This is a genomic window from Hoeflea sp. 108, from assembly GCF_000372965.1.
Lineage (GTDB): Bacteria > Pseudomonadota > Alphaproteobacteria > Rhizobiales > Rhizobiaceae > Aminobacter.
This window is the reverse complement of the sequence record NZ_KB890026.1, coordinates 1-22,282: the sequence shown is the minus strand read 5'-3', so window position 1 is coordinate 22,282 and position 22,282 is coordinate 1. Positions and strand designations below refer to the sequence as shown.

Annotated in this window: 17 protein-coding genes; 11 read left to right on the top strand and 6 right to left on the bottom strand. The window is 60.8% G+C overall.

The features are described 5' to 3' along the window. The first annotated feature begins 7 nt into the window (after positions 1 to 7). The 7 genes from B015_RS0128030 (at position 8) to B015_RS0128000 (ending at position 10,026) form a co-directional block, all read left to right on the top strand. Positions 8 to 868, top strand: coding sequence for an alpha/beta hydrolase (locus B015_RS0128030; RefSeq protein WP_018431091.1), 861 nt, complete (start codon positions 8 to 10; stop codon positions 866 to 868). 24 nt (positions 869 to 892) lie between these two features. Continuing rightward, a complete protein-coding gene (locus B015_RS0128025) occupies positions 893 to 2,584 on the top strand; it encodes an AMP-binding protein (RefSeq protein WP_198292921.1) in 1,692 nt (563 codons plus the stop codon). Beyond that, positions 2,562 to 4,475: a CocE/NonD family hydrolase gene (locus B015_RS0128020; protein WP_018431089.1), complete on the top strand. Its 1,914-nt coding sequence runs from the start codon at positions 2,562 to 2,564 to the stop codon at positions 4,473 to 4,475. Before B015_RS0128025 ends, B015_RS0128020 begins: the two co-directional genes overlap by 23 nt. 22 nt (positions 4,476 to 4,497) lie before the next feature. Beyond that, positions 4,498 to 5,931: an amidohydrolase gene (locus B015_RS0128015; RefSeq protein WP_018431088.1), complete on the top strand. Its 1,434-nt coding sequence runs from the start codon at positions 4,498 to 4,500 to the stop codon at positions 5,929 to 5,931. 40 nt (positions 5,932 to 5,971) lie between these two features. Beyond that, positions 5,972 to 7,276, top strand: coding sequence for a malonyl-CoA decarboxylase family protein (locus B015_RS0128010; RefSeq protein WP_018431087.1), 1,305 nt, complete (start codon positions 5,972 to 5,974; stop codon positions 7,274 to 7,276). Continuing rightward, entirely contained in the window at positions 7,269 to 8,780 is a 1,512-nt protein-coding gene (locus B015_RS0128005; RefSeq protein WP_018431086.1) for a malonyl-CoA synthase, read from the top strand. Before B015_RS0128010 ends, B015_RS0128005 begins: the two co-directional genes overlap by 8 nt. A 73-nt stretch (positions 8,781 to 8,853) precedes the next feature. Continuing rightward, positions 8,854 to 10,026, top strand: a complete 1,173-nt coding sequence (locus tag B015_RS0128000) for a MalY/PatB family protein (protein WP_018431085.1) — start codon at positions 8,854 to 8,856, stop codon at positions 10,024 to 10,026. A gap of 140 nt (positions 10,027 to 10,166) precedes the next feature. Here B015_RS0128000 and B015_RS32310 read toward each other — a convergent pair whose 3' ends face one another. From B015_RS32310 to traA, 4 genes are all read right to left on the bottom strand, one after another. Beyond that, positions 10,167 to 10,775, bottom strand: coding sequence for a hypothetical protein (locus tag B015_RS32310; protein WP_157632944.1), 609 nt, complete (start codon positions 10,773 to 10,775; stop codon positions 10,167 to 10,169). Between the two features lie 1,625 nt (positions 10,776 to 12,400). Beyond that, positions 12,401 to 13,543, bottom strand: coding sequence for a conjugal transfer protein TraB (locus tag B015_RS0127980; protein WP_018431081.1), 1,143 nt, complete (start codon positions 13,541 to 13,543; stop codon positions 12,401 to 12,403). Between the two features lie 13 nt (positions 13,544 to 13,556). Then, complete coding sequence (gene traF / locus B015_RS0127975) at positions 13,557 to 14,054, bottom strand: conjugative transfer signal peptidase TraF (RefSeq protein ID WP_343123016.1); 498 nt, start codon at positions 14,052 to 14,054, stop codon at positions 13,557 to 13,559. 29 nt (positions 14,055 to 14,083) lie between these two features. Then, on the bottom strand, positions 14,084 to 17,383 hold the full coding sequence (gene traA, locus B015_RS0127970) for a Ti-type conjugative transfer relaxase TraA (RefSeq protein WP_018431079.1): 3,300 nt from the start codon (positions 17,381 to 17,383) through the stop codon (positions 14,084 to 14,086). 256 nt (positions 17,384 to 17,639) lie between these two features. On the opposite strand from traA, the gene traC reads away from it, so the two are divergent. The 4 genes from traC to B015_RS0127950 all read left to right on the top strand — a co-directional run bounded on the left by traC (position 17,640) and on the right by B015_RS0127950 (position 20,540). Next, positions 17,640 to 17,927 carry a conjugal transfer protein TraC gene (gene traC / locus B015_RS0127965; protein ID WP_018431078.1) on the top strand — a complete coding sequence of 96 codons (288 nt, stop codon included), beginning with the start codon at positions 17,640 to 17,642 and terminating at the stop codon, positions 17,925 to 17,927. Next, the gene (traD, locus tag B015_RS32820; RefSeq protein WP_343123007.1) at positions 17,914 to 18,147 is read left to right on the top strand and encodes a conjugal transfer protein TraD; all 234 of its coding nucleotides are present in this window, start codon (positions 17,914 to 17,916) and stop codon (positions 18,145 to 18,147) included. The genes traC and traD overlap by 14 nt, the downstream gene beginning before the upstream one ends. Next, positions 18,134 to 20,050 (top strand): Ti-type conjugative transfer system protein TraG, encoded by a 1,917-nt coding sequence (gene traG / locus B015_RS0127955; RefSeq protein WP_026227827.1) that lies wholly within the window; start codon positions 18,134 to 18,136, stop codon positions 20,048 to 20,050. The genes traD and traG overlap by 14 nt, the downstream gene beginning before the upstream one ends. 181 nt (positions 20,051 to 20,231) lie before the next feature. Further along, positions 20,232 to 20,540 (top strand): WGR domain-containing protein, encoded by a 309-nt coding sequence (locus B015_RS0127950; protein WP_018431075.1) that lies wholly within the window; start codon positions 20,232 to 20,234, stop codon positions 20,538 to 20,540. 112 nt (positions 20,541 to 20,652) lie between these two features. Here the strand turns inward: B015_RS0127950 and B015_RS0127945 are convergent, their stop codons facing one another. Continuing rightward, the gene (locus B015_RS0127945; RefSeq protein WP_018431074.1) at positions 20,653 to 20,979 is read right to left on the bottom strand and encodes a DUF736 domain-containing protein; all 327 of its coding nucleotides are present in this window, start codon (positions 20,977 to 20,979) and stop codon (positions 20,653 to 20,655) included. An 823-nt stretch (positions 20,980 to 21,802) separates the two neighbouring features. Beyond that, positions 21,803 to 22,027: a hypothetical protein gene (locus B015_RS34170; protein ID WP_018431073.1), complete on the bottom strand. Its 225-nt coding sequence runs from the start codon at positions 22,025 to 22,027 to the stop codon at positions 21,803 to 21,805. Positions 22,028 to 22,282 lie beyond the last annotated feature (255 nt).

Here is a 22,282-nt window from a genome sequence, read left to right as displayed (position 1 = left end):
AGACAAGATGACCCAAGATACCCTGCACATCGAACCGAACTGGAAGTCGGATGTCGTGGACCTCGACGGCGTGAAGATCCGATATCTCGACAATGGCGGGACGGGGCCGGTGGTGGTTTGCCTGCACGGCACCTCCATGACGGCACATGCCTGGGGACACCTGGGTGCCAACCTGAAGGACGAATACCGTGTGATTGCGGTGGATATGCGCGGCCATGGTGCGTCGGACAGGCCGAACTCGTCTTACACCATCGCCGAGATGGCGGGCGATATTGCCGGCCTTGCGCAGAGGCTGGATCTCAGGGACATCACCCTTGTCGGTAGCTCTGTCGGCAACCAGGTCGCGGTTTCCTTTGCGGCCGCCAATCCCGATCGTATTGCCGGAATGATCCTCTCGGACCCGAGCTTCTTCGTCAGCGATTCTGAGATCGTCAAATATCTTCGTTCTCATCACACGCGCCGACGGAACTACCCGACCCGCGCCGAGGCCGAGGCTTTCGCCCGTGCCTTGCCGCAGCGGGCGGGCCTGAGCGATCAGATGCACCGCCTCGCCATGGGCGGTGACTTCCGCCAGGAAGCCGACGGCAGCTGGAGCTGGGCCTATGATCTTGCCGCGATCACCAAGGTGTTCCTCAATCTGTCTACCGACCAATCGGCTGATGTCGCCGCAATCAAGGTGCCGGTGCTGGTGCTGAATGCCGATCGCTCCAACGTCCTCAGCGGCAATCAAGCTCAGGAGCTGACCAGTGCCTTTGCCAATGCGCGCCTGGAGGTCGTGACAAACAGCAATCACACAATCTGGGGCGACCAGCCTGTGCACCTGGCCGACCGCGCCCGCAATTTCCTGAAGGGCCTGCAGGGCGCCTGACCCGCAGCCGCTGGAAGATACACCATGGACAGATACCAAAGATTGCGGGCCGATTATCGGCTCGCGACGCCTGAAACCTTTAATTTCGGCACCGACATTGTCGACGCATGGGCTGCAGATCCGGTCCGCAACGCCGCAGCACCCGCTTTGATCTGGTGCGATGCGGCCGGGCGGGAGCGCAGGTACAGCTTTGCCGAAATCGCGGCATGGACCGATCGGCTGGCTGCAGCACTCGAACGCCGCGGCGTCGGTCGGGGCGATCGCGTCATGGTCATGCTGCCGCGTATTCCTGCCTGGCAGCTGGCAATGGTCGCAGTGCTCAAGCTCGGTGCCATCGCCATTCCCTGCGTAACGATGCTGACAGCCAAGGACATCGACTATCGCCTCTTAAATTCGGGGGCGAAGGTGGTGATCACCACCGTCCCGGAAGTCGAGAAGTTCGTGACGGCGCCGGTAGAGACGTTGCGCATCGCCGTCGATCTGCCGGGTGCCGAACCCGCCGCCGCACCGCCCGAAGGCTGGATTGCCTTCGATGGACTGGTCGAGGAGCCAGCGGATGGCTTCCGTGCCGCAACAGTTCGCGCCGAGGATCCTGCGCTGATCTTCTACACCTCCGGCTCGACGGGCCTGCCCAAGGGCGTCACCCATGCCTCTCGGGCGCTGCATGCCTGGCGTGGCTCTGCTGAACACTGGCTGGATCTGGGGCAGGACGACGTGATGTTCTGTACCGCCGATACCGGCTGGTCGAAGGCGGGCACCTCGATCCTTTTTGGACCCTGGAGCCGTGGTGCGACTGTGCTCTTCTATGACGGTCCATTCGACCCGCAGTACAGGATCGAGCTTATCGCCCGCCATGGCGTCAGCGTCTACTGCGCCGCCGCAACTGAGCTTCGCCGTCTGGTCGCGCTCGACATCGGGGGCAGGACCTTGCCCAGCTTGAGGTTGACCGTTTCAGCCGGTGAATCGCTCAACCCGCCCGTGCTCGAAGCCTGGAAGGCGATGACCGGCAAACCGGTGCTCGAGGCATATGGGCTGACCGAGACGCTGATGCTCGTTGCGAACTATCGCGACACAGAAGTGCGGCCAGGTGCCATGGGACGTTCGCTCCCGGGCGTCAGCCTCGATCTCATCACCAGCGAGGGCAGGCTCGCGGTTCCTGGGGAGACCGGGCAGATCGCGCTGCGCCTTCCCAGCGCCCATCTCATGCTGGGCTACTGGCAGGACCCTGAGCGCACTTCCTCCACGCGCACAATGCTCGATGGACAGGACTATTTCCTGACGGGAGACAATGCCCGTGCCGATGATGACGGCTACTTATTCTACGAGGGACGAGCCGACGATGTCATCAATTCCGCTGGCTATCGCATCGGCCCCCAGGAGGTCGAGAACGCGCTGATCGAACACCCGATGGTGCGCGAAGCGGCGGCCGTCGCGAGCCCCGACGAGGAACGGGGCGAAGTGGTCAAGGCCTTTGTCGTGCTCCATGACGGGTATGAAGGCAGCGAGATGCTGGCACGCGAGCTGCAGGCTTTCGTCAAGCGACTGACCGCCCCCTACAAATATCCCAGACGGATCGAATTCATCGCCGAACTGCCAAAAAACCCGGTGGGCAAGATCCAGCGCCGTGATCTGCGCTTGCGCGAGTTCGCCGCTTGGCAAGCCGATCCCCAGACCAAGTGTGAGGAAAATGCAGATGACCAATCCCTCCAGCACTGAAGCACCCTACAACGTGACGATCGCGCGCTCGATGAAGTGTGTGGCCCGCGACGGCGTGAAGCTTTCGGTCGACATCTACCGACCCGCTCGCGACGGCGAAGCGCTGCCCGGCCCGTTTCCGGCCATTGTCACCCGCTCGCCCTATGACACGCGCTCCGGCAAGGGTCCGTCAGGGCAAGCAAAGAACGGCGAATATTTTGCACGACGCGGCTACCTCTATGTAGTGCAGGACGCGCGCGGTCGCTTCGAATCCGAAGGCGACTTCGTCCTGCTTGACAGCAAGGAAGGCGAAGATGGCCACGATGTCATCGAATGGCTCGCCGCGCTGCCCTATTGCAACGGCATGATCGGAACTCAAGGCAGCTCACTGCGCGCCTGGAACCAGAGTGCCACCGCGATCCAGCGCCCGCCGCATCTGAAGGCAATGTGGGTCAATCAGGCAGGCTCCAACGCGTTCATGCATGCGTTACGCCATCATGGCACGCTGGAACTGCGCTGGCTGGCCTGGCTGATGACCAACAGCATCCATTCCCAGGAGGCGCATGCAGATCTCGAACTCCAGGCAGAACTCATCCGCAATTCCGAGCGCATGTACGAATGGCTCGCCCGCTTGCCGTGGAGCGAAGGCAAAAGCCCGCTGTCCTCCTTGCCGAAATGGGAAAAGCTGGCGCTCGAATATTATCGCAACGCCGATTTGAGCGACTACTGGCTGAACCCCACCCTCAATTTCGAAGCCTATCGCGATCAGACGGCCGATATCCCAACGGTCTATTCCGGCGCTTGGTATGACAGCTATCCGCGCGCGACCATCAAGAACTTCACGGACCTGGAAGGCAGGCTCTCGCACCAGTACCTGTTGATGGGCGCGGGCGTTCATGGCGGGCCCAATCTGGACAATCCCCTGGCGGGCAATGTCGACATGGGGTCAAAGGCGCCGATCAAGGGAAACCTTGCCAAGGACCGCATGGAACTCATGCTCCGCTTCTTTGACCGCTTCCTCAAAGGTGACGAAAGCGCCTGGGCAGACCGGCCGAAGGTTCAGTACTTCCGCATGGGCGGTAACGGCAGCCGAAATGCCGTTGGTCGTCTCGTCCATGGCGGCGAATGGCGCGTGGCCGAGCAATGGCCGCCGCGCGGCGTCGCGTCCGAAGACTGGCACCTGCAGGCCGACGGCTCGTTGTCGCCAAAGCTGCCCGCGGCAAGTGAGCCCAGCCGCTTCACCTTCGATCCGGCCAAGCCGATGCCGACGGTTGCCTCCAACGTGTCGTCGATGACGCAAAACCTTCCACCATTTCCCCGGATGATGCGGACGGGCGATCCGATATCGCTTCGCGAAAGCCTGGTGCTGCAGGGGGCCGCCGATCAGGTTACGCATCCTGGCGTTCACGGAGCCGAGGCGCCTTTTGGCGATCTCGCCGACCGCAACGACGTTCTGTCGTTTGTCACGCAGCCCTTCGACGAGGATTTCGAAGTCACGGGTAATCCAGAGGTCGAAATCTACTTGTCCTCGGACGCACCCGACACAGACATCTTCGTGCAGTTGCAGGATGTCTACCCGCAAAGCGAGGCCTGGCCTGACGGTTACCGGATGAACCTGTGCGAGAGCATCTTCCGCGTCCGCTATCGTGACGGTTTTGAAAGGCCGATCCTGATGAAGCCGGGCGAGGTCGTGAAGGTTCGCTTCGAACTCTATCCGACGGCCAACGTCTTCAATGCGGGCCACCGGTTGCGCGTGCTGGTGTCGTCGTCATCGTTCCCACGCTTCGACGTCAACCCCAACACTGGCGAACCTGTCGGTCGTCATACCCATATGCGTAAGGCCGTGAATGCAATCCATCACGATCCGCAGCACCCCTCGAAGGTGATCCTGCCGGTCATGCGCAGGAGCTAGGCCGATGCAAGGGGAGCCGCAGATGCTGCTGGCAGCCGAGATCGCCCGTCTGGCGCCAGCCTTTGAGGCGGTGGCCGACCAGATCTGGGCAACGCCGGAACTCTGCTTTGCCGAGCATCGCTCCTCAGCGTTGCAGCGCAATGTCATGGCAGCGCATGGATTCCGCATCACACCGGGGCTGGCAGGGCTCGACACTGCTTTTGCGGCCGAGTGGGGAGATGACGGTCCGGTCATCGCCGTCCTGGGCGAGTTCGACGCATTGCCTGGGCTCAGCCAGGTCGCCGGCGCGGCACGCCAACAGGCACTGGAGCCAGATGGCAACGGTCATGGCTGCGGCCACAACCTTCTCGGCGCCGGCTCGATGCTTGCTGCGACGGCAATTGCCCGGGCGATCCAGCGGTCCGGGCTCCAGGCGCGGATCCGCTACTACGGGTGCCCTGCCGAGGAGGGCGGCTGGGGCAAAGGAATGATGGTGCGGGCCGGAACTTTCGATGACGCAGACGTGGCGATCGGATGGCATCCTGGCACCTTCAACGGCGTGAGGGCCCGCTCCACGCTAGCCGTCGCCAACCGGGCCTATCAGTTCCGTGGCAGGGCCGCGCATGCTGCCATGGCGCCCCATCTTGGCCGCAGTGCCCTCGACGCAGTCGAACTCATGAACATTGGGGCGAATTTCCTGCGCGAGCATGTTTCGCCCGATGTTCGCCTTCACTACGCAATCACCGATGCGGGGGGGGCTGCGCCTGCGGTGGTCCAGGCGCACGCATCGGTCCTCTATCTGATCCGTGCGCCAGAACTCGACGATCTTCATGACCTGGTCAGGCGCGTCGACGACATCGCCCGCGGTGCAGCGCTGATGACCGGCACGGAGGTGGAATTCGTGCCCCAAGGCGGCGCTTCGAACGTGCTGCCGAACTTCGTGCTTTGCCATGTCATGCACAACGTGATGCGGAGGCTCGGTCGCCTCGACTTTTCGCCCGGCGAACAAGCCTTCGCCGAGGAAATCAGGGCATCCCTTGTTGACCAAACGGCAATCGATCGCCGGGCGCGCACCGATCAGGACGTACTTGTGCCGCCGGATGAGGGGCGGCTGCCGCTGCACCAGGGGCTGCGGCCATTTGACGGGCGGATGACCCAGGGGACCGGGTCGACCGATGTCGGCGACGTCAGCTGGATCGTGCCTACGGTCGAATGCGCGACAGCGACCTGGGCGGTTGGCACTCCGAGCCACAGCTGGCAGGTGGTCGCTCAGGGCTGCAGTCCCGCCGCCCATCGCGCGATGGTGCGGGCAGCCCTTGCGATGGCCGGCACCGCACTCGAATTGATCGACGACCCTTCCCTGATCGCCGAGGCCCGCAAGGAGCATCTCGGTCGTCGCGACGGCCGCCCATATATGTCACTGCCGACAGCTGCCGGTCCTGTTGAGCAGCAGTTGTCGGGGCAAGAGAACTCGTGACGTCGTCATGTCGACGGCATGCAGCTTGAGAGGAACCACATTGGCAACGTTCTTCGCCGACCTGATCGCAACGCTGTTCGAAAGGCGTTGGGAACGTCTGTCCGACAGCCGGTCCGACAGCGGGGCTGCGACCGAGCGGTTGGAAGCGCTGCTGTCCGGCGAAGGCGAGGTGTCGGGCATGCGGCTCGCGCGCGAAATCCTCTCGCAATACCGGGCGATGGACGACGCAGCGAAACGCGTCTTCTTTTCATATCTGGCTGATCGTCTCGACCTCGATCCCGACAGGCTGCATGCAGCTGTCGAGGCCTACCGAACCGAGCGCAACGCCGAGACGCTGGGTCGGCTGTCGCGTGCGGCCGAACCGCGCCGGCAGGAACTTCTGCGCCGTCTCAACCAGGCGCCCGGAGCGACCGCCCGGCTGGTGAGGATGCGACATGACCTGCTGAGGCTGCTTTCGCAGGCGCCCGAGCTTGGAGTGATCGATACCGATTTCCGGCACCTGTTCTCCAGCTGGTTCAATCGCGGCTTCCTGGTGCTGCGGCAGATCGACTGGACCACACCTGCCAACATCCTCGAGAAGATCATCGAGTACGAGGCCGTCCACGCCATCAACGACTGGCAGGAACTGCGGCGCCGGATGTTGCCGCGCGACCGTCGATGCTTCGCCTTCTTCCACCCGGCAATGCCGGAGGATCCGCTCATCTTCGTCGAGGTGGCCCTGTGCCGGGGAATACCCGGTTCGGTCCAGCATCTCCTCAGCGAGGATCGCGAGGCACTGGATGAAAGCGAGGTGGATACGGCCGTGTTCTATTCGATCTCGAACTGCCAGGAAGGGCTGAAGGGTATTTCCTTCGGCAATCTTCTCATCAAGCAGGTCGTCGAGGAACTGGCTCGAGATGTTCCTGGGCTGGAGACGTTCGTTACGCTCTCGCCAGTGCCGGGACTGAACCGGTGGATCAAGGCTGCCTCACCTGAACGGCCCGCACTGGCCGCCTTGCTGGCGCAGGCTGAAGGATGCGACCATCAAGCGCTTGCGGCAAACCATAACCTGCTGCGCCAGCTCTGCGCAGAGTATCTGATGCTGGCGAAACGGCCGGACGGTCTTCCCGACGATCCCGTTGCCCGTTTCCATCTCGCCAATGGGGCGTCACTGCATGAAATCCACGCCATGGCCGACACCTCGGTCAACGGATGGCGGCAGTCGTCCACGGTGATGGTCAACTACCTCTACGATCTGCCCTCGGTGAGCCGCAACAGCGAACGTTATGCCGCTGCCGCACACGTCATTGCCTCCCGGCAGGTCGAGCAACTTCTACCCAAGGACAGGAAGAGACGCCGTGGCTAATCTGCTTTTCGACCATCTCGTGGCCCCGCTCGCCACGCGCAACAGTACATTCCTGATGGACTCCGGAGGGCGCGAGATCGAAGGCTGCAGCCTGTACGAAACGGCGATGTCGTTGGCCTCGGCATTGACTGCTCTCGGTCTGAAGGCGGGTGACCGCATGGCGGTCCAGGTCGATAAGACGCCGGAAGCCCTGGCGCTCTATTGCGCTGCGGTCGCTGCGGGGGTCGTCTTCCTGCCGCTGAACACAGCCTATACGGCTGCCGAGGTGGACTATTTCGTTTCGGATGCGGAGGCCTCGCTGCTGGTGGCAGACCCCGCCAAGGCAGAGCTTCTGACTGAGGTGGCTCGGCGTAACGGAGCCCGGTTCGAAACACTCGATGGAAAGGGCGAAGGAAGCCTGCGCGAGCACGCCAGGAAGCAAGTAGGAGGCTTTGAGCCGGTGGCACGATCGGGTGAGGACCTGGCCGCCATTCTCTACACCTCCGGCACGACCGGGCAGTCCAAGGGCGCGATGCTGAGCCATGACAACCTCTTGTCCAATGCGAGGGTCCTCGCCGAGGAATGGCGTTTCCAGGCAAGCGACGTGCTGCTGCACGCGCTGCCGATTTTCCATACTCATGGGCTTTTTGTTGCCACCAATGTCGTCATGCTGTCGGGCGGGTCGATGATCTTCCTGCCGGGGTTCAAGACCGACGAGGTGATCAAATGGCTGCCGCGTGCGACCACGATGATGGGCGTCCCGACCTTTTACACCAGGCTTCTCGATACGCCTGCCTTTACCGGTGAACTGGTGAAGCACATGCGCCTGTTCACTTCCGGTTCGGCGCCGCTGCTGGCCGAAACCCATCAGCGTTTCGAGGAACGCACAGGACATCGCATCCTGGAGCGCTATGGCATGACCGAAACCAACATGAACACCTCGAACCCCTACGACGGCGACCGCCGCGCCGGCACGGTTGGACGTGCATTGCCCGGCGTCGAAGTGAAGATCACCAACCCTGAAACCGGCAAGGATGTACCGCAGGGCGAGCCTGGCGTGATCGAGGTGCGTGGCCCCAATGTATTCAGGGGCTATTGGCGCATGCCCGACAAGACCCGCGAGGAGCTGCGCATGGACGGTTTCTTCATCACAGGCGACATAGGCACGCTCGACACCGACGGCTATGTCACGATCATCGGGCGCCAGAAGGATCTCATCATCACTGGCGGCTACAACGTCTACCCCAAGGAAATCGAGCTGATCCTGGACGAGCAGCCTGGCGTTCTGGAAAGCGCCGTCGTCGGCGTGCCCCATCCCGATTTCGGGGAAGCGGTGATTGCCGTGCTGGTGGCCCGGCCCGGTCAGACCGTCGATGCTGCCGTCGTGGCTGCGGCGATGGGTGAACGCCTCGCAAGGTTCAAGCAACCCAAGCATATCGCGATCGTGGCCGACCTGCCCCGCAACACCATGGGCAAGGTGCAGAAGAACCTGCTACGAGAGCAGTTCACTTCCCTGTTCGCCTAAGAACTTCAACGCGGCCCATCGCTCCAGGCGATCGACCTTCAAACTGCCGCTGAACGTGCCTCCGGAGAGACCCATGAATTTTGACGAGCATGTCGATCGTCGCGGAACCCACTGCTCGAAATGGGACATGATGGAGCCGCTCTACGGCCTGTCTCCGGACGATTCGTTGCCGATGTGGGTGGCCGACATGGATTTTCGTCCGCCGGTGGCCGTGCAGGAGGCTCTTGAGAGGATGCTGCGCCATGGCATCTACGGCTATTTCGGCGACGATCGCGCCTACAGGGATGCGATCTGCTGGTGGATGGCGAACCGTCACGGCTGGCAGCTGGACCCGGCCACGATCTTCACCACGCATGGCCTTGTGAATGGCACAGGTCTCTGTGTCGACACATGGACCGAACCCGGCGATGCGGTCGCACTTATGACACCTGTTTACCATGCTTTCGCTCGCGTGGTGCACGCAGCAGGACGTGAAGCCCGTGAACTGCCTCTGGTCCTGGAGGACGGACGCTACCGGATGGACTTCGACGGTTGGGACAGGCACATGACCGGTCGGGAGAAGATGCTGATCCTGTGCTCGCCCCACAATCCCGGCGGACGCGTCTGGACGCTGGAGGAACTGCGTGGGGTGGCCGAGTTTGCTGCTCGTCACAACCTTGTGCTGGTATCCGACGAAATCCATCAGGACCTCGTGTTCCCCGGGCAGCGACACATCCCCATGACGATCGCTGCCCCCGAAGCGGCCGAGCGCCTGGTGATGATGACGGCCTCGACCAAGACCTTCAACATCGCCGGTGCCCATGTTGGAAATGTAATCATCGCCGACGAGAAGCTGAGGAACAGATTCTCGAGGCGCCATCAGGCGCTTGGCATCTCTCCCAACTCGTTCGGCATGCACATGGTCACGGCAGCCTATTCGGTGGAAGGAACAGCATGGCTCGACGGGTTGGTCCGCTATCTGGACGGCAACCGAAAGGCTTTCGACGCCGGCATAGCCTCGATTCCGGGCCTGCGCTCCATGCCCCTTGAGGCAACCTACCTGGCCTGGGTTGATGGATCGGGCGCAGGGCTGAGCGGCGACGAATTCGTGGCGCGGGTTGAGAAAGGCGCACGCATTGCCACCAACCATGGCCAGACATTCGGCATGCACGGCGAGGGCTTCCTTCGCTTCAACTTCGCCTGTTCGCGGGCGATGGTCGATGAGGCGATCGCCCGCCTGCAGGTCGCGTTTGCAGACCTTCAGTAGTGGCAGCGCCGCCAGATCCGCGGACCACGATCGGCCCTGACTGGCCGGGCAAAGGCTTTGCTCAAGGTATTGCGGAGGGACGTGCGGCAGCCCTCGATAAGCTGGATGGGTTCCGTGACGAGCTTGGCGCGGTTCCTTTTTCACTCGTCACTCTTGGGAGGAACGATGACCCGCAGTTGTCCACGGCGCGGAACTGGGTTCTTGGCCTCGCTGAGTGAAATTGCGCCGGTCCGCTTCTCGAAGGCCGCCCAGCGCTGACCGATGGCAACCTTTCTGTAGTCAGGCTCCAACTGGCCCCTAAGCAGCCGGTCGGCATCCGATATCGTTTCTTTGAACGCCCCCGTCCGTCGTAGCAAATCAAGCCGAAGCAGTCTCAGTTCGGTATCTGCTGCTTCCCCAATGGCGAGGATCATTTCAGCCGCGCGCACCCTCACTGAAGTCGCGTCCCGCTCGAAATCGTCGAGCACCCACGCGGCATGAAGTAGGCGTTTGATGGCTTCTCTTGGCTGCCCTATCTGCTCGTCGATGTAGGCGCGACGCATGAACCGGGTCGCCAAGTCGGGCATGCCCTCCGACATGCCTGCCTCGATGAACCCAATATGCCTTACGGCGTCCGATTCCTGCACATCGGCAGAAGAGATGTCACGGGCAACATACAGGCAGCTGGGGCATTCCTGGAGCCAAACTGCCATAGTACCCCGGGCGCGCCAGGGCGGCCTGCCATCGAGGTCAGGATAGCCGGAATTCATGACGCTTCCGAGCCGTTCGTGGGTGCTTCTGGCGCCACAGTGAGCACACGTCACGGTGATGGGAAAATACACGGTCATGCGATTTCAGAGCATCCTCGCTTTGAAAGCAATCAAAGGTATTTGGAGGTGGTGCCATTGACAAGCAGCAGCGCTTCTCTCGCTTCTGATTGTCGCTATATCCCGCGTTGCCATCTGACCGTCCCGTCGAGTTGGAGAAGCTTGCGAGAGGAACACATGCATGCCCCAATCCGGTAGCTTTGAGGGGCAAACTTACTGACGTTGGCATGGCCTGAGGGCGTGGCAGCAGGCCCGCGTAGAGCTCGCCGACAACCACTATGCGAGCCTTGCAAGGCAATGGGCAGGGGCACGCCGGCAAGGGTGGTCAACCATCGCCAATCGCACCAAGGCCGCGCAGAAGATGATCGCGATTTGCAGTGGGTCCATGACACTCTACAGCCCTGCTGAATTGGCCGGGGTCTTCTTGCGTTTCGGGCGGAACCTAGCCGCCATCCCAATTGTTTAACATTTTACCCGATAACGAGGACGGGGAACGTGGCCCCTTTCAGCCACGTTCGAGAGTGAAGCCTGCCGCTCTTTGCCTGGCAGGCTTCACGTCATATGCGGGTCTTCGATGCGACGGGCTTCTCATTTGTGACAGGAACTATTCGGGCTGCCAATGGTTGAGTACCGGCAGACGATTCCCTTCCCTACGTTTGCCAAGTCGCTGTCAGCACGCACTCTGGCGGCTAGGAGGCTGCCGAGACTCAAGGTCCCCTGGCTCGGCGGTCTCTTCTAAAATCTCGAGTGCTGCGCGGTATGGAACTTGAAGTCGGCGTAAAAGCCATCGCCGTTTCTATCGCCAAAATGAGCTGTTCCCAGGTCGACGAACAAGTGGCCTTGGCCGAGCACTTGTCGTTGAAAGCCCATTCCAAAAGGCCGCCTGCGGTCCATCCCGCTTCCGTCTCGCTGCCACACCAAAAGTCGCCTGGCCACTCGCCATCAAGTTCACCACTGACACGTCCCATAGGACTGGGCCTACCGCATACCCCGGGCGAGCGCGCATCGTTGCGGCTCAATCAACTTGGAAGGTGATGTCGTCATCACCAGTCCCAGTCGTCGCCACCGTCGCCTTTACCCGACATGCGAGGCCGCCGATGGCCCCGGGTAGCCGATTTCATCGGAATTTACGCCATCGGATGCGCTGGTGGAGCAAGATGGCAGCCGGAGGCATGACGCAACATGCTCGCATTCCTGCGGTCTCGCAACACTGTGTGGCGCTCGGGACGGCAATGCTGCCAGCGCCCTCCGTGAATCAATAATTGGCTGACCTCGCCGCTGACGAGGCTATCAAAGTACATGGTGGTTGTTCTTTGATCTCATCCTCGGGCTGGAACGATTCCTGTAGCCAGTAGTTGAGCCTGAGCCGCGTTGTCTATTGGCGCGGTTTTGAGGTCGCGGGTGTCCCCGACGCCCCCCACATAACCCGCGGCCTCTCCGTTGTGTGTTCTAGGGGCTACGGAAGGAGCCTATCAGCGAGTTTGTTCGTGCAACGCGTTGCCACCCAGTGCAGCCGAACGGGGTCATTCTGAAACTGCGCTCAAGAAGTCACACAGCGGTGCGGTGCTTCAGCGGTTGAAAGCGGTGACTAGGGGAACGCCAAATAGCCGGGCCCACGACATAGCGTTGGCACTCTGTATGGCGACAATCGAGGTGCCAACCGTCCACCAGCCGTTCCCGGGTGCGACTACGAGTTCAGGCGAATAGAGCATCGACTGTAGTATGGGCCACAAGATGAGCTGCTCGTAGCATATCAAAATTGCAACCGTTCGGCCCTCTAGCTTAACCACCGGATTAGCGAAGAAATGCGCCCGTGATCCACCGCTCTGGTTGATCCATGCTAGCCAGGGCTGCCACATAGAGACGGGGACCGGCATGCGCTCACGATATAGAATCTTGGCATACCTTGCCGAAATCTCGACCATGACATTGTCGTAGCCTTGCGCGTCGACCATTGTCGCCCCTGCCACCACAGAGGCATTGCTGCCATCCAGTCCCGCCCGCCAGAGCCGCTCGATAGTCGGTGTCCAGAGGCCGAGCGCGCTTTCGGGAAGGATGATAACGTCGTCTCCTGCATCAACATGCCGCCGGGCCCTCGCGATCAGATCGCGATGGTGTTCAAGTGAGCCGTCTCGCCCAAGGCCGCGACCAAACTCGAGGTCGACACCCTTCCATCCGTTCATCGGCATGGGATCGGACAATGTGGTGGCGGACCACAACCAGAATGCCCCTAGGGCGATAGCGACGGCTGGCCACCATCGCGATGCCATCATGGCTAGGGCTGCGATAGTTCCACCTAAACCCAACCATCCCCACCCCGGGAACAGAACGCCCGCCATTGTCGTCGGATGCGCCCAACCAAGAATGCCAAATGGTGGCAGCGCCATCACCGCCATCGCGGCCAGATAGCGCACTGACCTCCCACCTCCCCGCCGGCCGGTCCAAAGCGCGGTATGCACTCCCACGAAAGAGAGGGACGCAAAAACCCACAGCATTAAGCCAGGCCAAAGATCGGAGGCATAGTAGTTGGCAACGCCTTGCGGCAGGCCACGCGACGCTGCGAGAAAATACCCGGCCGACACCATCGTCGCGCCCAGGCGGGACGGCGACCTTGCCCATAGCAGAGGAAAAGCCAAGGCGAACGGCAAGGTCAGAAAATCGCCGCTCCATGCCACGCCGCCGACAACAGCTGCTGTCGTGGTCAGCGTCAACGAGCGTACGACATCAGAAATCGAACGTGATGATCGGCCGGGCATAGCCGAGGAGGCCGCTTGCGGGGACGGGCCCGAAATACCGGGAGTCATATGAGTTCGCCGTCGTTGAGTGGAGGAAGAGGTAGCCCTGCGGAATTGTTCCCCCAGCAAAGGGGACAACCGCCCTGCCCTGACCGTCCGTGTGTCGGATGTCTGAGGAAGCCAGATGCTTGCCGTCGATGACGACATCCTTGCCGGTCGTGACGTGTTGGCCGGGGATAGCCGCTATGGTCTTGAGCAGCGGCGCCAAGCCGCCTGGGCAAAGGCCGCGACCAAGATAGCCTCGACCGAAGGCGTTCTCGAAGGTGGCAGTATCGGGGGGGCAAATGAAAACCAGGTCTCCAACCGCGGCGCTGCGGTACATAGCCTCAATGCGCCAAAGGCCACGCGGTGCGCTGGCCGTGAGATTGAACCTGTAACCAACAACTGAACATGTCATCGCAGGCAATGCCCCAGCAACTACCACCATGAAGAGAATTCCAATGATGCGCCGGCGCCTCATTGCGTCCATGCCATGCCCTGCCTTGACGTCAGGCGAAGATGCTCGGTCTGCTTCAATGTCTGTGTTGTCCGCTCATGCTCAGCGAGCCACTGGGCCGCTCGCATCACCTGCCAGGCCTCTCTCAGCTTCTCGCGCGCGTTAGGAGGAAGGCTTTCGGCGGCCTTGTCGAACAGAGTGCCGGATGGTTCCCTTGCCGAGCTGCTGAGCAACGTCCGCTCACCGAAGCGTTCGGCTATGGCCCGGTTGAAATTGTTGATCTCGAGCTTTGTCTTGTGATCGCCCAGGACCCGATCGACCACGGCGGGAAAATCAATACGGTCGATCGCCTCGTGAATCTTCTCGAGCGCGGCGCCCGCCGCCGCGGACAATGCCGGAATGGCGATCGAGACACGACGACGTCGGGCCTGCTCCTCGTCTTCGATCTTTTCCGCCACAAGCCTGCGCTGCCGCAGGTAGCGCTCGACGTCTCGCTTCAGCGTCGGCAAATTGAGCTCGGCGATACGGCGCGCCTCCTTGTCGGCTTTGGATGCAAGAAGACCCGTCCGCCCCTTCAATGCTCCAATCGATACCGGCTCGCAGACCAGCCGAGCGAGCGTTTGTTCCGCGCTGGTCGGGTTAGCCAGAACCGCGGCAAAATCCATCGTCCGAAGGGCGGTTTCGGGATCCGCAAAGACATAACGGAAACGCGTGGATACCTCTTCCCATAGCTTTGCAAGAACCGGCTCGATGAGAAGCCTTTGCTCTACGACGTCTTCAAGCGATCTGGCAAAGAGCGTGACAGCTGCGACCATGGGTTCGGCATCCTTCCGAATGTGCATCGAGGGCTGGAACAGGCCAAGGCGCTCGCCACTCACACGGAGTCGCCACACCAGATCGGCAAGCCGCTCCTTCTGGCGCAGCGCCCAGTCGAGGCGGTCACGAACCAGCGTGCGCGCGACACGCGATATGCGCAGCCCGCGATTTTCCGCAAAACGCAGTGCCTGTCGGTAGAGTGTGCCACGCCCGTAATCGAGCGTGGTTTCCTTGGTACTTGTTCGCGAAAGTACCTTCTCGAGCCCGCCCATTTTGGCGAAGGATCGGCGTCCATAGTAGAGCGCCAAGTCTTGCCGGTGCCGGGTCAAGGCGACATAGGCCAGATGCCGATCCAATGACAGAGAAGCCAGCACCTTGACCTGGTCGACGGTCGAACCTTGCGACTTGTGGATCGTGGTCGCATAGCCATGATCGATGTAAGGATAGAAGCGTTGCTCGACTGTCACCAGCCGGCGATGCTTACCCTTGCCGATCGCCGCAACGATCCTGCTTGGTGCCGCTTCGACAATCTGCCCAATCATGCCGTTCTTCACACCGAGCGACGTCTCGTTCTTCAGGAAGACAATCTGGTCACCGGTATCGAACTGGCGAAGACCGTCTTCGGTGCGGAAGGCATGTCCCACGCCGACGATCCCGCGCTCGACGAGCTTTGTGCGCGCGTGACGATTGAGCTCCCACACGTCACGTCGAAGATGGGCAAGGATGAGTGTTGTCTTTGTCGGATCATAGTCCCTGTTCCAATCAGCAATCAGACTGTCGATCGCCTGCGCCTTCAGCTCTGACCCACATACTCTGCCATGCTGACGATAAAGCCCGAGCGCCCGTACGACTCGGCCACGTGCCAGATCGAGCGAAGCCGCTCTCATCCACGCTTCGCGCTGGCGATAGATGGTCTCAAGTTCAGCATAACCGATGAGGTCGACAACGGCCCTAAACGCGCCCCCTGCTTCAATCGGCTGGAGTTGTTCGGGATCGCCGATCAGCACCAGCTTTGCAGCTGCCTTGGTTGCCGCTTCGACGACTAGGGCCATCTGCTTTGAGCCAACCATGCCGGCCTCGTCGAGAACAAACACTGTGCGATTGTCGAGCATGTCCCTGCCCTGTTTCCAGCGCAGTTCCCATGACGCCAGACTGCGGCTGACGATACCCGCTTCCGTCTCGAGACCTTCCGCTGCCTTGCCGGCAAGGGCAGCGCCGACAACACGATAGCCGGCAAGTTCCCAGGCCTCGCGTGCTGCCGTCATCAGGGTGGTCTTGCCCGTGCCGGCCCGGCCGACGACAGCTGCAATCCGCCCCTCTTTCGCCACATGCGCGATGGCGACACGCTGCTCCTGGGACAGTCGCGAATGGCGCGACAGAACGCAGTCCAGAACCTTCCCTTGAACGCCATGTGTTGGGCGACGAGAAAGCCACAGCGATTGCTTTGCCATCCTGGCCTCGATGCGGATCAGCTCTCGCGTCGTGAAGCGGGAACGGATTCTTGCTCCCGATGCAAGGTCGATACCGTCGCGCTCGATGCGTAGTGCCTCGGGGCTTTGCAGAATGCGTAACATCAGGTGCTGGAACATTGCGGCTTCATCGACATATCGATGCAGGATCTTGGCGATGTCGCGCTCGTCAAAGACGCTTTTCTCCGATGAGATGACGTCGAGCACGATCTCGGGACGCCTCAGGATCCGGCTAACATTCTCCTTGCGTCTGGCTTCAAGCACGTCGATTCGTTCAAGCGACAGTTCACGTCTCTCGCCCGCTGATTTGCGCTGGATCGCCTTGGCGCCAACGCCGATATGGCTGGTTGGGACGAGATCGATGCCGCGCTCGGCATAAGAGCGGCCATCAATGCGCAGGTCGATCCCGCCAAGAGACAGATGCCGGTTCTGCGTCTCGAACCAGGCGTTGCGAAGGGTCATGAAGTCACCCCTACCACCGGCCCAAAGTTCATAGACGATCTTGCCCGCCTTGGTGCGAACCACCTTGCCATTATCATCAATGACAGGAACCTTTTTGGGACCGAAGCCATCCTCAACCAGAGGTCGCAATGTCGTCATCAGATGGACATGCGGGTTGCCAGGTGCATCGTGATAGACCCAGTCCGCAACCATGCCGTTGGCAAGAATGTGTTGCTCGACGAAATCACTGACGAGCGTGATGTTCTGCTCGACCGACAGCTCCAACGGCAACGCAATGGTGATATCCTTGGCAAGCTGAGCGTCCGAGCGTTTCTCAAAAGCCTCCACCTTGTTCCAGAAGGCTTCCGACGCACCTGCCACTGAACGGTCGGCGATCAGCCCGCGCAGCCAATACGGCGCATCAGGTGGCGTTGAGAACGCCTCGTACCGAAGCCCCTGCTTGCGTGTGTAGTCGACCGATCTCGCTTCCCTCTCGTAGTCCATTTTCGCGCAATGCCGGTAGGCGGCCGACAGCAGCACGCTGCGGCCGTCGCCGCTGCTGACGATGGAAATGGAAAAGTGGGGCACAGCCATGTCAGAAATTGCTCCTAAACAAAGAACGGACACTCGAGCGTTCGTCGGGAGCTGCTGGGTCGGTAGGTCGGTGAGCAAGACGTCGCGTGAGCGACGTATAATTGCGCCCTTGATCCGCTCCTTCGGAACGACGGGATCATCGTTGAGGGCGTCAGTTCTGCCGACTGCGCAATAAACGGGGATGCACTCCGTGCCCTCCCCGGCAATCCTCGCCTGATGCTTCGATCAATCCACAGCAACGGAAAGACGTCCCGAAATGAAGAAGCAGTCATCGAAAATCAGGGAAGAGATCGCCCGCCTGCAGGATCAGCTGAGACAGGCCGAAACGCGCGAGGCAGAGCGCGTTGGGCGGATAGCACTCAGGGCCGGAATTGGCGAAATCGAGATCGAAGAAGGAGAATTGCTGGCGGCGTTCGAGGAATTCGCGGCGCGATTTCGCGACAGAGCTGAGAAATCATCTGGAAGCAGGAGTGGGAAAGCCGCCAGGACTGCGGCCGCCTCGGTCGCGTCTAGCCCGGCTGCAGGGGGCAATGGCGAGGCTTGAACGTATGTCACGAATGGTCAGATCAAAGGTCCGCAAACAGAATACGCGAGAGGAGATTGAGCAAGGTGCCCAAATGGTGAAAGCGGGTCGTCTCCATGAGAAGCACGCGCATATGCTTGGCCTGATGCCAGATGCACGCCAGAAACTCAAAGGGGACGAAAACGAGCGATCCAGGCCGGAAGGAACCATCGTGAAGGGATCGGATCATGCCAGCGAATAGATTGTTGCTGGCCATCATCCCTGCAACACTGATGGTCGCAACTTTGTTCGTCACCAATGGCGTCGAACAAAAGTTAACCCAGCTCGCAGCCAACGATGTCGCGCGCCTGATGCTCGGTCGTGTCGGGCTTGCCCTGCCCTTTGCCTTGTCAGGAATTTTAGGCGTCATCTTGCTCTTTGCAGCAGCAGGTGCCGTACACATAAAAGCCGCCGGATGGAGCGTCGTGGTGGGAAGTGCGGCGGCAGTCATACTTGCCGTAGCCCGCGAGAAGATTAGGCTTTCCACTCACTGGACGGTCGGAGACTCGGGACTGTCCTTTGCCGATCCCGCGACTATGTCTGGCGCGCTCATTGCTCTCTTATCAGGCTTCTTTGCGCTTCGTGTCACCGTCAAAGGCAACGCCGCATTTGTCAGACCTCTCCCAGTCCGCATTCGCGGCAAACGCGCGGTTCATGGCGAAGCAGAATGGATGAGCATGCGCGATGCCGAACGGCTCTTTCCAGGCACTGGCGGCATAGTTGTCGGTGAATGCTATCGCGTCGATCGCGACAGCGTGTCCGCAATGGTCTTTCGCGCCGACAAAAGGGAAAATTGGGGCGCAGGTGGGCGTTCACCGCTGCTCTGTTTCGATGGATCCTTCGGTTCGTGTCATGGTATCGCCTTTGCCGGCTCCGGCGGCTTCAAAACCACTTCGGTCACGGTCCCCACCGCACTGAAATGGGGTGAAGGCCTCGTGGTACTTGATCCATCATTGGAGGTTGCGCCGATGGTGATAGAACATCGCCGCAAAGCCGGCCGCAATGTCGTCGTTCTAGACCCCGCCAATGCCGCCATTGGGTTCAATGCCCTCGACTGGATCGGGCGCTTTGGAGGCACGAAGGAAGAGGACATTGCGGCTGTTGCAACCTGGGTCATGAGCGAAAATGCCCGACAGGCCTCCGCACGAGACGACTTTTTCCGTGCCTCCGCCCTGCAACTCCTCATCGCGCTGATCGCCGACGTCTGCCTGTCCGGGCATACGGAACCCAGACGCCAAACCCTTAGACAAGTGCGCTCCAACCTGTCCGAACCTGAGCCGAAGCTGCGAGAACGTCTCACGCAAATTCATCAGCAGTCGGCGTCCGAATTTGTGAAGGAGAACGTTGCTGCATTCGTGAACATGACCCCGGAAACATTTTCGGGTGTCTATGCCAACGCCGTCAAGGAGACACACTGGCTTTCTTATCCGAACTATGCGGCGCTCGTATCCGGCAATGCATTCGCAACCGACGACCTGGCAAATGGCGATATCGACCTTTTCATCGCGCTCGACCTAAAGGTTTTGGGTGCTCACCCAGGTCTTGCCCGTGTCATCATCGGCGCTCTTATGAACGCAATCTACAATCGAAAGGGCGCTATCGCAGCAAAGACGCTGTTCATGCTCGATGAGGTGGCCCGGCTCGGCTATCTCGGCATACTCGAAACAGCGCGCGATGCCGGGCGCAAATATGGCCTGACGCTCATCATGATCTTCCAGTCTATCGGGCAAATGCGCGAGACCTATGGCGGCCGGGAAGCTACGAGCAAATGGTTCGAAAGCGCATCGTGGATCAGTTTCGCGGCTATCAACGATCCTGATACTGCCGAGTACATCTCGAGGCGCTGCGGCGACACTACTGTCGAAGTCGACCAGACGAGCCGTACCAGCCAAATGTCCGGATCTACGCGGTCGCGATCAAAGCAGCTTTACCGGCGTCCCCTGATCCTGCCTGACGAGGTTATGCGCATGCGCTCCGACGAGCAGATCGTATTCACGGCCGGCAACCCGCCGCTCCGATGCGGGCGTGCGGTCTGGTTCCGGCGTGATGACATGAGGGCATGTGTCGCCAAGAACAGATTCCACCGCAGAGAAAACGAAGCATAAGTAGGGGAGTCCAAACCAACTGCGCGCATCGAAATCCATGGCCGTAACGCACAACCAATTTTGCAGAAGCGCGGTCTGCGTTTCACCCCGGCAAGAAACATCATCGCAATGAATCGATCACGGTGGAATGATTCAAACATGTTGTTGGACCTGGCGCGCATTCGCACCGAGACTGTCTGTCATGCTTGCGCCCTTGAACGATATTCATCTGCACCGCGTCGATCCGGCCCTGAACATGCGCCGGTTCTACAGCCTAACGCTCCAGCCGACTTTGTTTGGAGGCGTGTCGGTCATTCGGAACTGGGGAAGAATTGGTGCCAACGGACAAGTGATGATCGAAACCTTCGATGGCCCCGATGAGGCGCATCGAGCCCTGAGACGCTTGGAGACGATGAAAAAGCGGCGGGGATACTGCGTTCCTGGGGCCGAGCAATTGCAGGAATTCAAGGGATCGCGCGTTAGCAGAGTTGAAGCCGAACGCTCCTCTTAGAGCGGAAACAACAACGAAAGGCGACAAGCCGTAATGCTGGAGGGGCCAGCTAGCCGGCAGGGCAGCACATGAAGAAAGACCCCGGCCGATCCGGCCGGGGCCTTGTTTGGGCTTAATCGCCGCGCCGACCGCTCGGGCGGGACCAGATTAGTGAGAATGTGTCACCTTCCTCATCGTCGAAGAGGTTGGCGTAGATCGGGGCGTTGAAGCTCGGATCGTCGAGCTTGAGGCCCAGGTAATCGCGGCCCTCGTTGGAGCACTTGGTCCAGGCGGCGCCGATTTCGGCGCGGCCGACTAGAACGCGGTGGCTGGGGGCGTTGTCGCCGGTGGCGCGGGTGTCGGGGACGATGCGAACGCCCTTGGCCTGGACGCTGAGGGTGACGATTTCGCCGGTGAACTCGTTCGAGCCGGCCTTCTTGAAAGTGCCGATGGTCGCCATGGTATTTCTCCGTTTTTCCGTTCCCGAGACCGCACCATGCGGCCTCGATGGCGATCGGTGGGCCGGAGGCGAGTGACGACGCATCGCTTGCGACTGAAGCAGAGCGGAGGACGGCGCAGGATCGAGTTTCTTGTCTCGCGAGGAATGGCGGCCACCCCGGGGTCCACAGGCAGCTCGCTGCATGGGGTGGGTGCCGACAGGGGAAGAAAGTTGAGACGCGCTGTTGCGGCATAGACAGTCGAGGCGTCAGCCGTCCTTCGGCGAGATCAGCCCATTGGAGAGGCCGTTTGGAGCGCTCGTTGAACGGAGGCCAGACGGAGAATTTGGCGCCCATCGTCGCTTGAGAGTTGCCGCGGCACCGTTATCCGCCGATCTCACCCTTGCCTCTGGCTCAAGCTTGGGTTGTCCGGGCTCCGCATTCGTGCGCCACCAATACGGCCCCGGTCTCGTTTGGTCATGCCGCCTCAGATGGCATGCCGGTTCAAACGCGCCCTACGCGGCTGCCATCGCGGTCGCTACGGCAATCCAGCTCGTCGCTGCGTTCTATCCAGACCCTATATTCGAGAAGGGCATACATCGTCTCGTCTGGTTTGCCGGTGGTGAGTGACGACCCAAGCCTGGGCGAGCCCCTGACCGGGTTGGCCGCTACTTGCTATTCCGGCGATCCGCAAGAACGCTGCAACGCCGACGGCGACAGGACCGATGATTGAGAAGACGATTTGCTCTGCTTCAGAAGACATCAAGTGCTTCACGATGCCATGGTGGAATAGTACCAGGAAACAACGGCGGGTGCGACGAAGACCAGTGCGATCGCAAACGTCGCTCAGAGCCGGCGAACGGCTCCAAGCAGGAGTTGGCCTGCTACGATGGTGAAAACAGCGGACAGCGCTCCGACAGGAATGGCGCCAAGCCATCCAGTACCGGAATTCATCGTCCACATGCCCGTGCTCGCACCGACGAATGGCAGCGTTAACAGGGCGAGCGTAAACAGCAACCAGCAAAAGAAGCCGATTGGAGCAATGCAGACGAGGATGCCGAGAATGATCATGGTGGTGTCTCCGATAGGAATGCCCTAACGGCTGCGCCTTCCACCGCCACCGCGCCGCAACGTCGAGCATGGCAACAGATCGGTGCCGCCGCGTGCGAAAACCACTGAGGTTTTCGCGTCGGCGGATACGATCTTCGCCTCGTCATGAGGCGAAGGGGTCGATTTCGCCGACGATCTCGGCGTCGTCGCCATCGTATTCGGTAGCGGGAACCACTGAGTTATCCTGACTCTGTGTTCTGTCTTACCGCTGTGACG

What these genes read in the sequence shown, in the direction of transcription:
- B015_RS0128025 (WP_198292921.1), top strand. Translation starts at nt 893, where the DNA reads ATGGACAGATACCAAAGATTGCGGGCCGATTATCGGCTCGCGACGCCT.
- traG (WP_026227827.1), top strand. Translation starts at nt 18,134, where the DNA reads ATGCCAGCGAATAGATTGTTGCTGGCCATCATCCCTGCAACACTGATG.
- B015_RS0128030 (WP_018431091.1), top strand. Translation starts at nt 8, where the DNA reads ATGACCCAAGATACCCTGCACATCGAACCGAACTGGAAGTCGGATGTC.
- traA (WP_018431079.1), bottom strand. Translation starts at nt 17,383, where the DNA reads ATGGCTGTGCCCCACTTTTCCATTTCCATCGTCAGCAGCGGCGACGGC.
- B015_RS32310 (WP_157632944.1), bottom strand. Translation starts at nt 10,775, where the DNA reads ATGAATTCCGGCTATCCTGACCTCGATGGCAGGCCGCCCTGGCGCGCC.
- traC (WP_018431078.1), top strand. Translation starts at nt 17,640, where the DNA reads ATGAAGAAGCAGTCATCGAAAATCAGGGAAGAGATCGCCCGCCTGCAG.
- B015_RS0127950 (WP_018431075.1), top strand. Translation starts at nt 20,232, where the DNA reads ATGCTTGCGCCCTTGAACGATATTCATCTGCACCGCGTCGATCCGGCC.
- traD (WP_343123007.1), top strand. Translation starts at nt 17,914, where the DNA reads ATGGCGAGGCTTGAACGTATGTCACGAATGGTCAGATCAAAGGTCCGC.
- traF (WP_343123016.1), bottom strand. Translation starts at nt 14,054, where the DNA reads ATGGTGGTAGTTGCTGGGGCATTGCCTGCGATGACATGTTCAGTTGTT.
- B015_RS34170 (WP_018431073.1), bottom strand. Translation starts at nt 22,027, where the DNA reads ATGATCATTCTCGGCATCCTCGTCTGCATTGCTCCAATCGGCTTCTTT.
- B015_RS0127945 (WP_018431074.1), bottom strand. Translation starts at nt 20,979, where the DNA reads ATGGCGACCATCGGCACTTTCAAGAAGGCCGGCTCGAACGAGTTCACC.
- B015_RS0128020 (WP_018431089.1), top strand. Translation starts at nt 2,562, where the DNA reads ATGACCAATCCCTCCAGCACTGAAGCACCCTACAACGTGACGATCGCG.
- B015_RS0128000 (WP_018431085.1), top strand. Translation starts at nt 8,854, where the DNA reads ATGAATTTTGACGAGCATGTCGATCGTCGCGGAACCCACTGCTCGAAA.
- B015_RS0128015 (WP_018431088.1), top strand. Translation starts at nt 4,498, where the DNA reads ATGCTGCTGGCAGCCGAGATCGCCCGTCTGGCGCCAGCCTTTGAGGCG.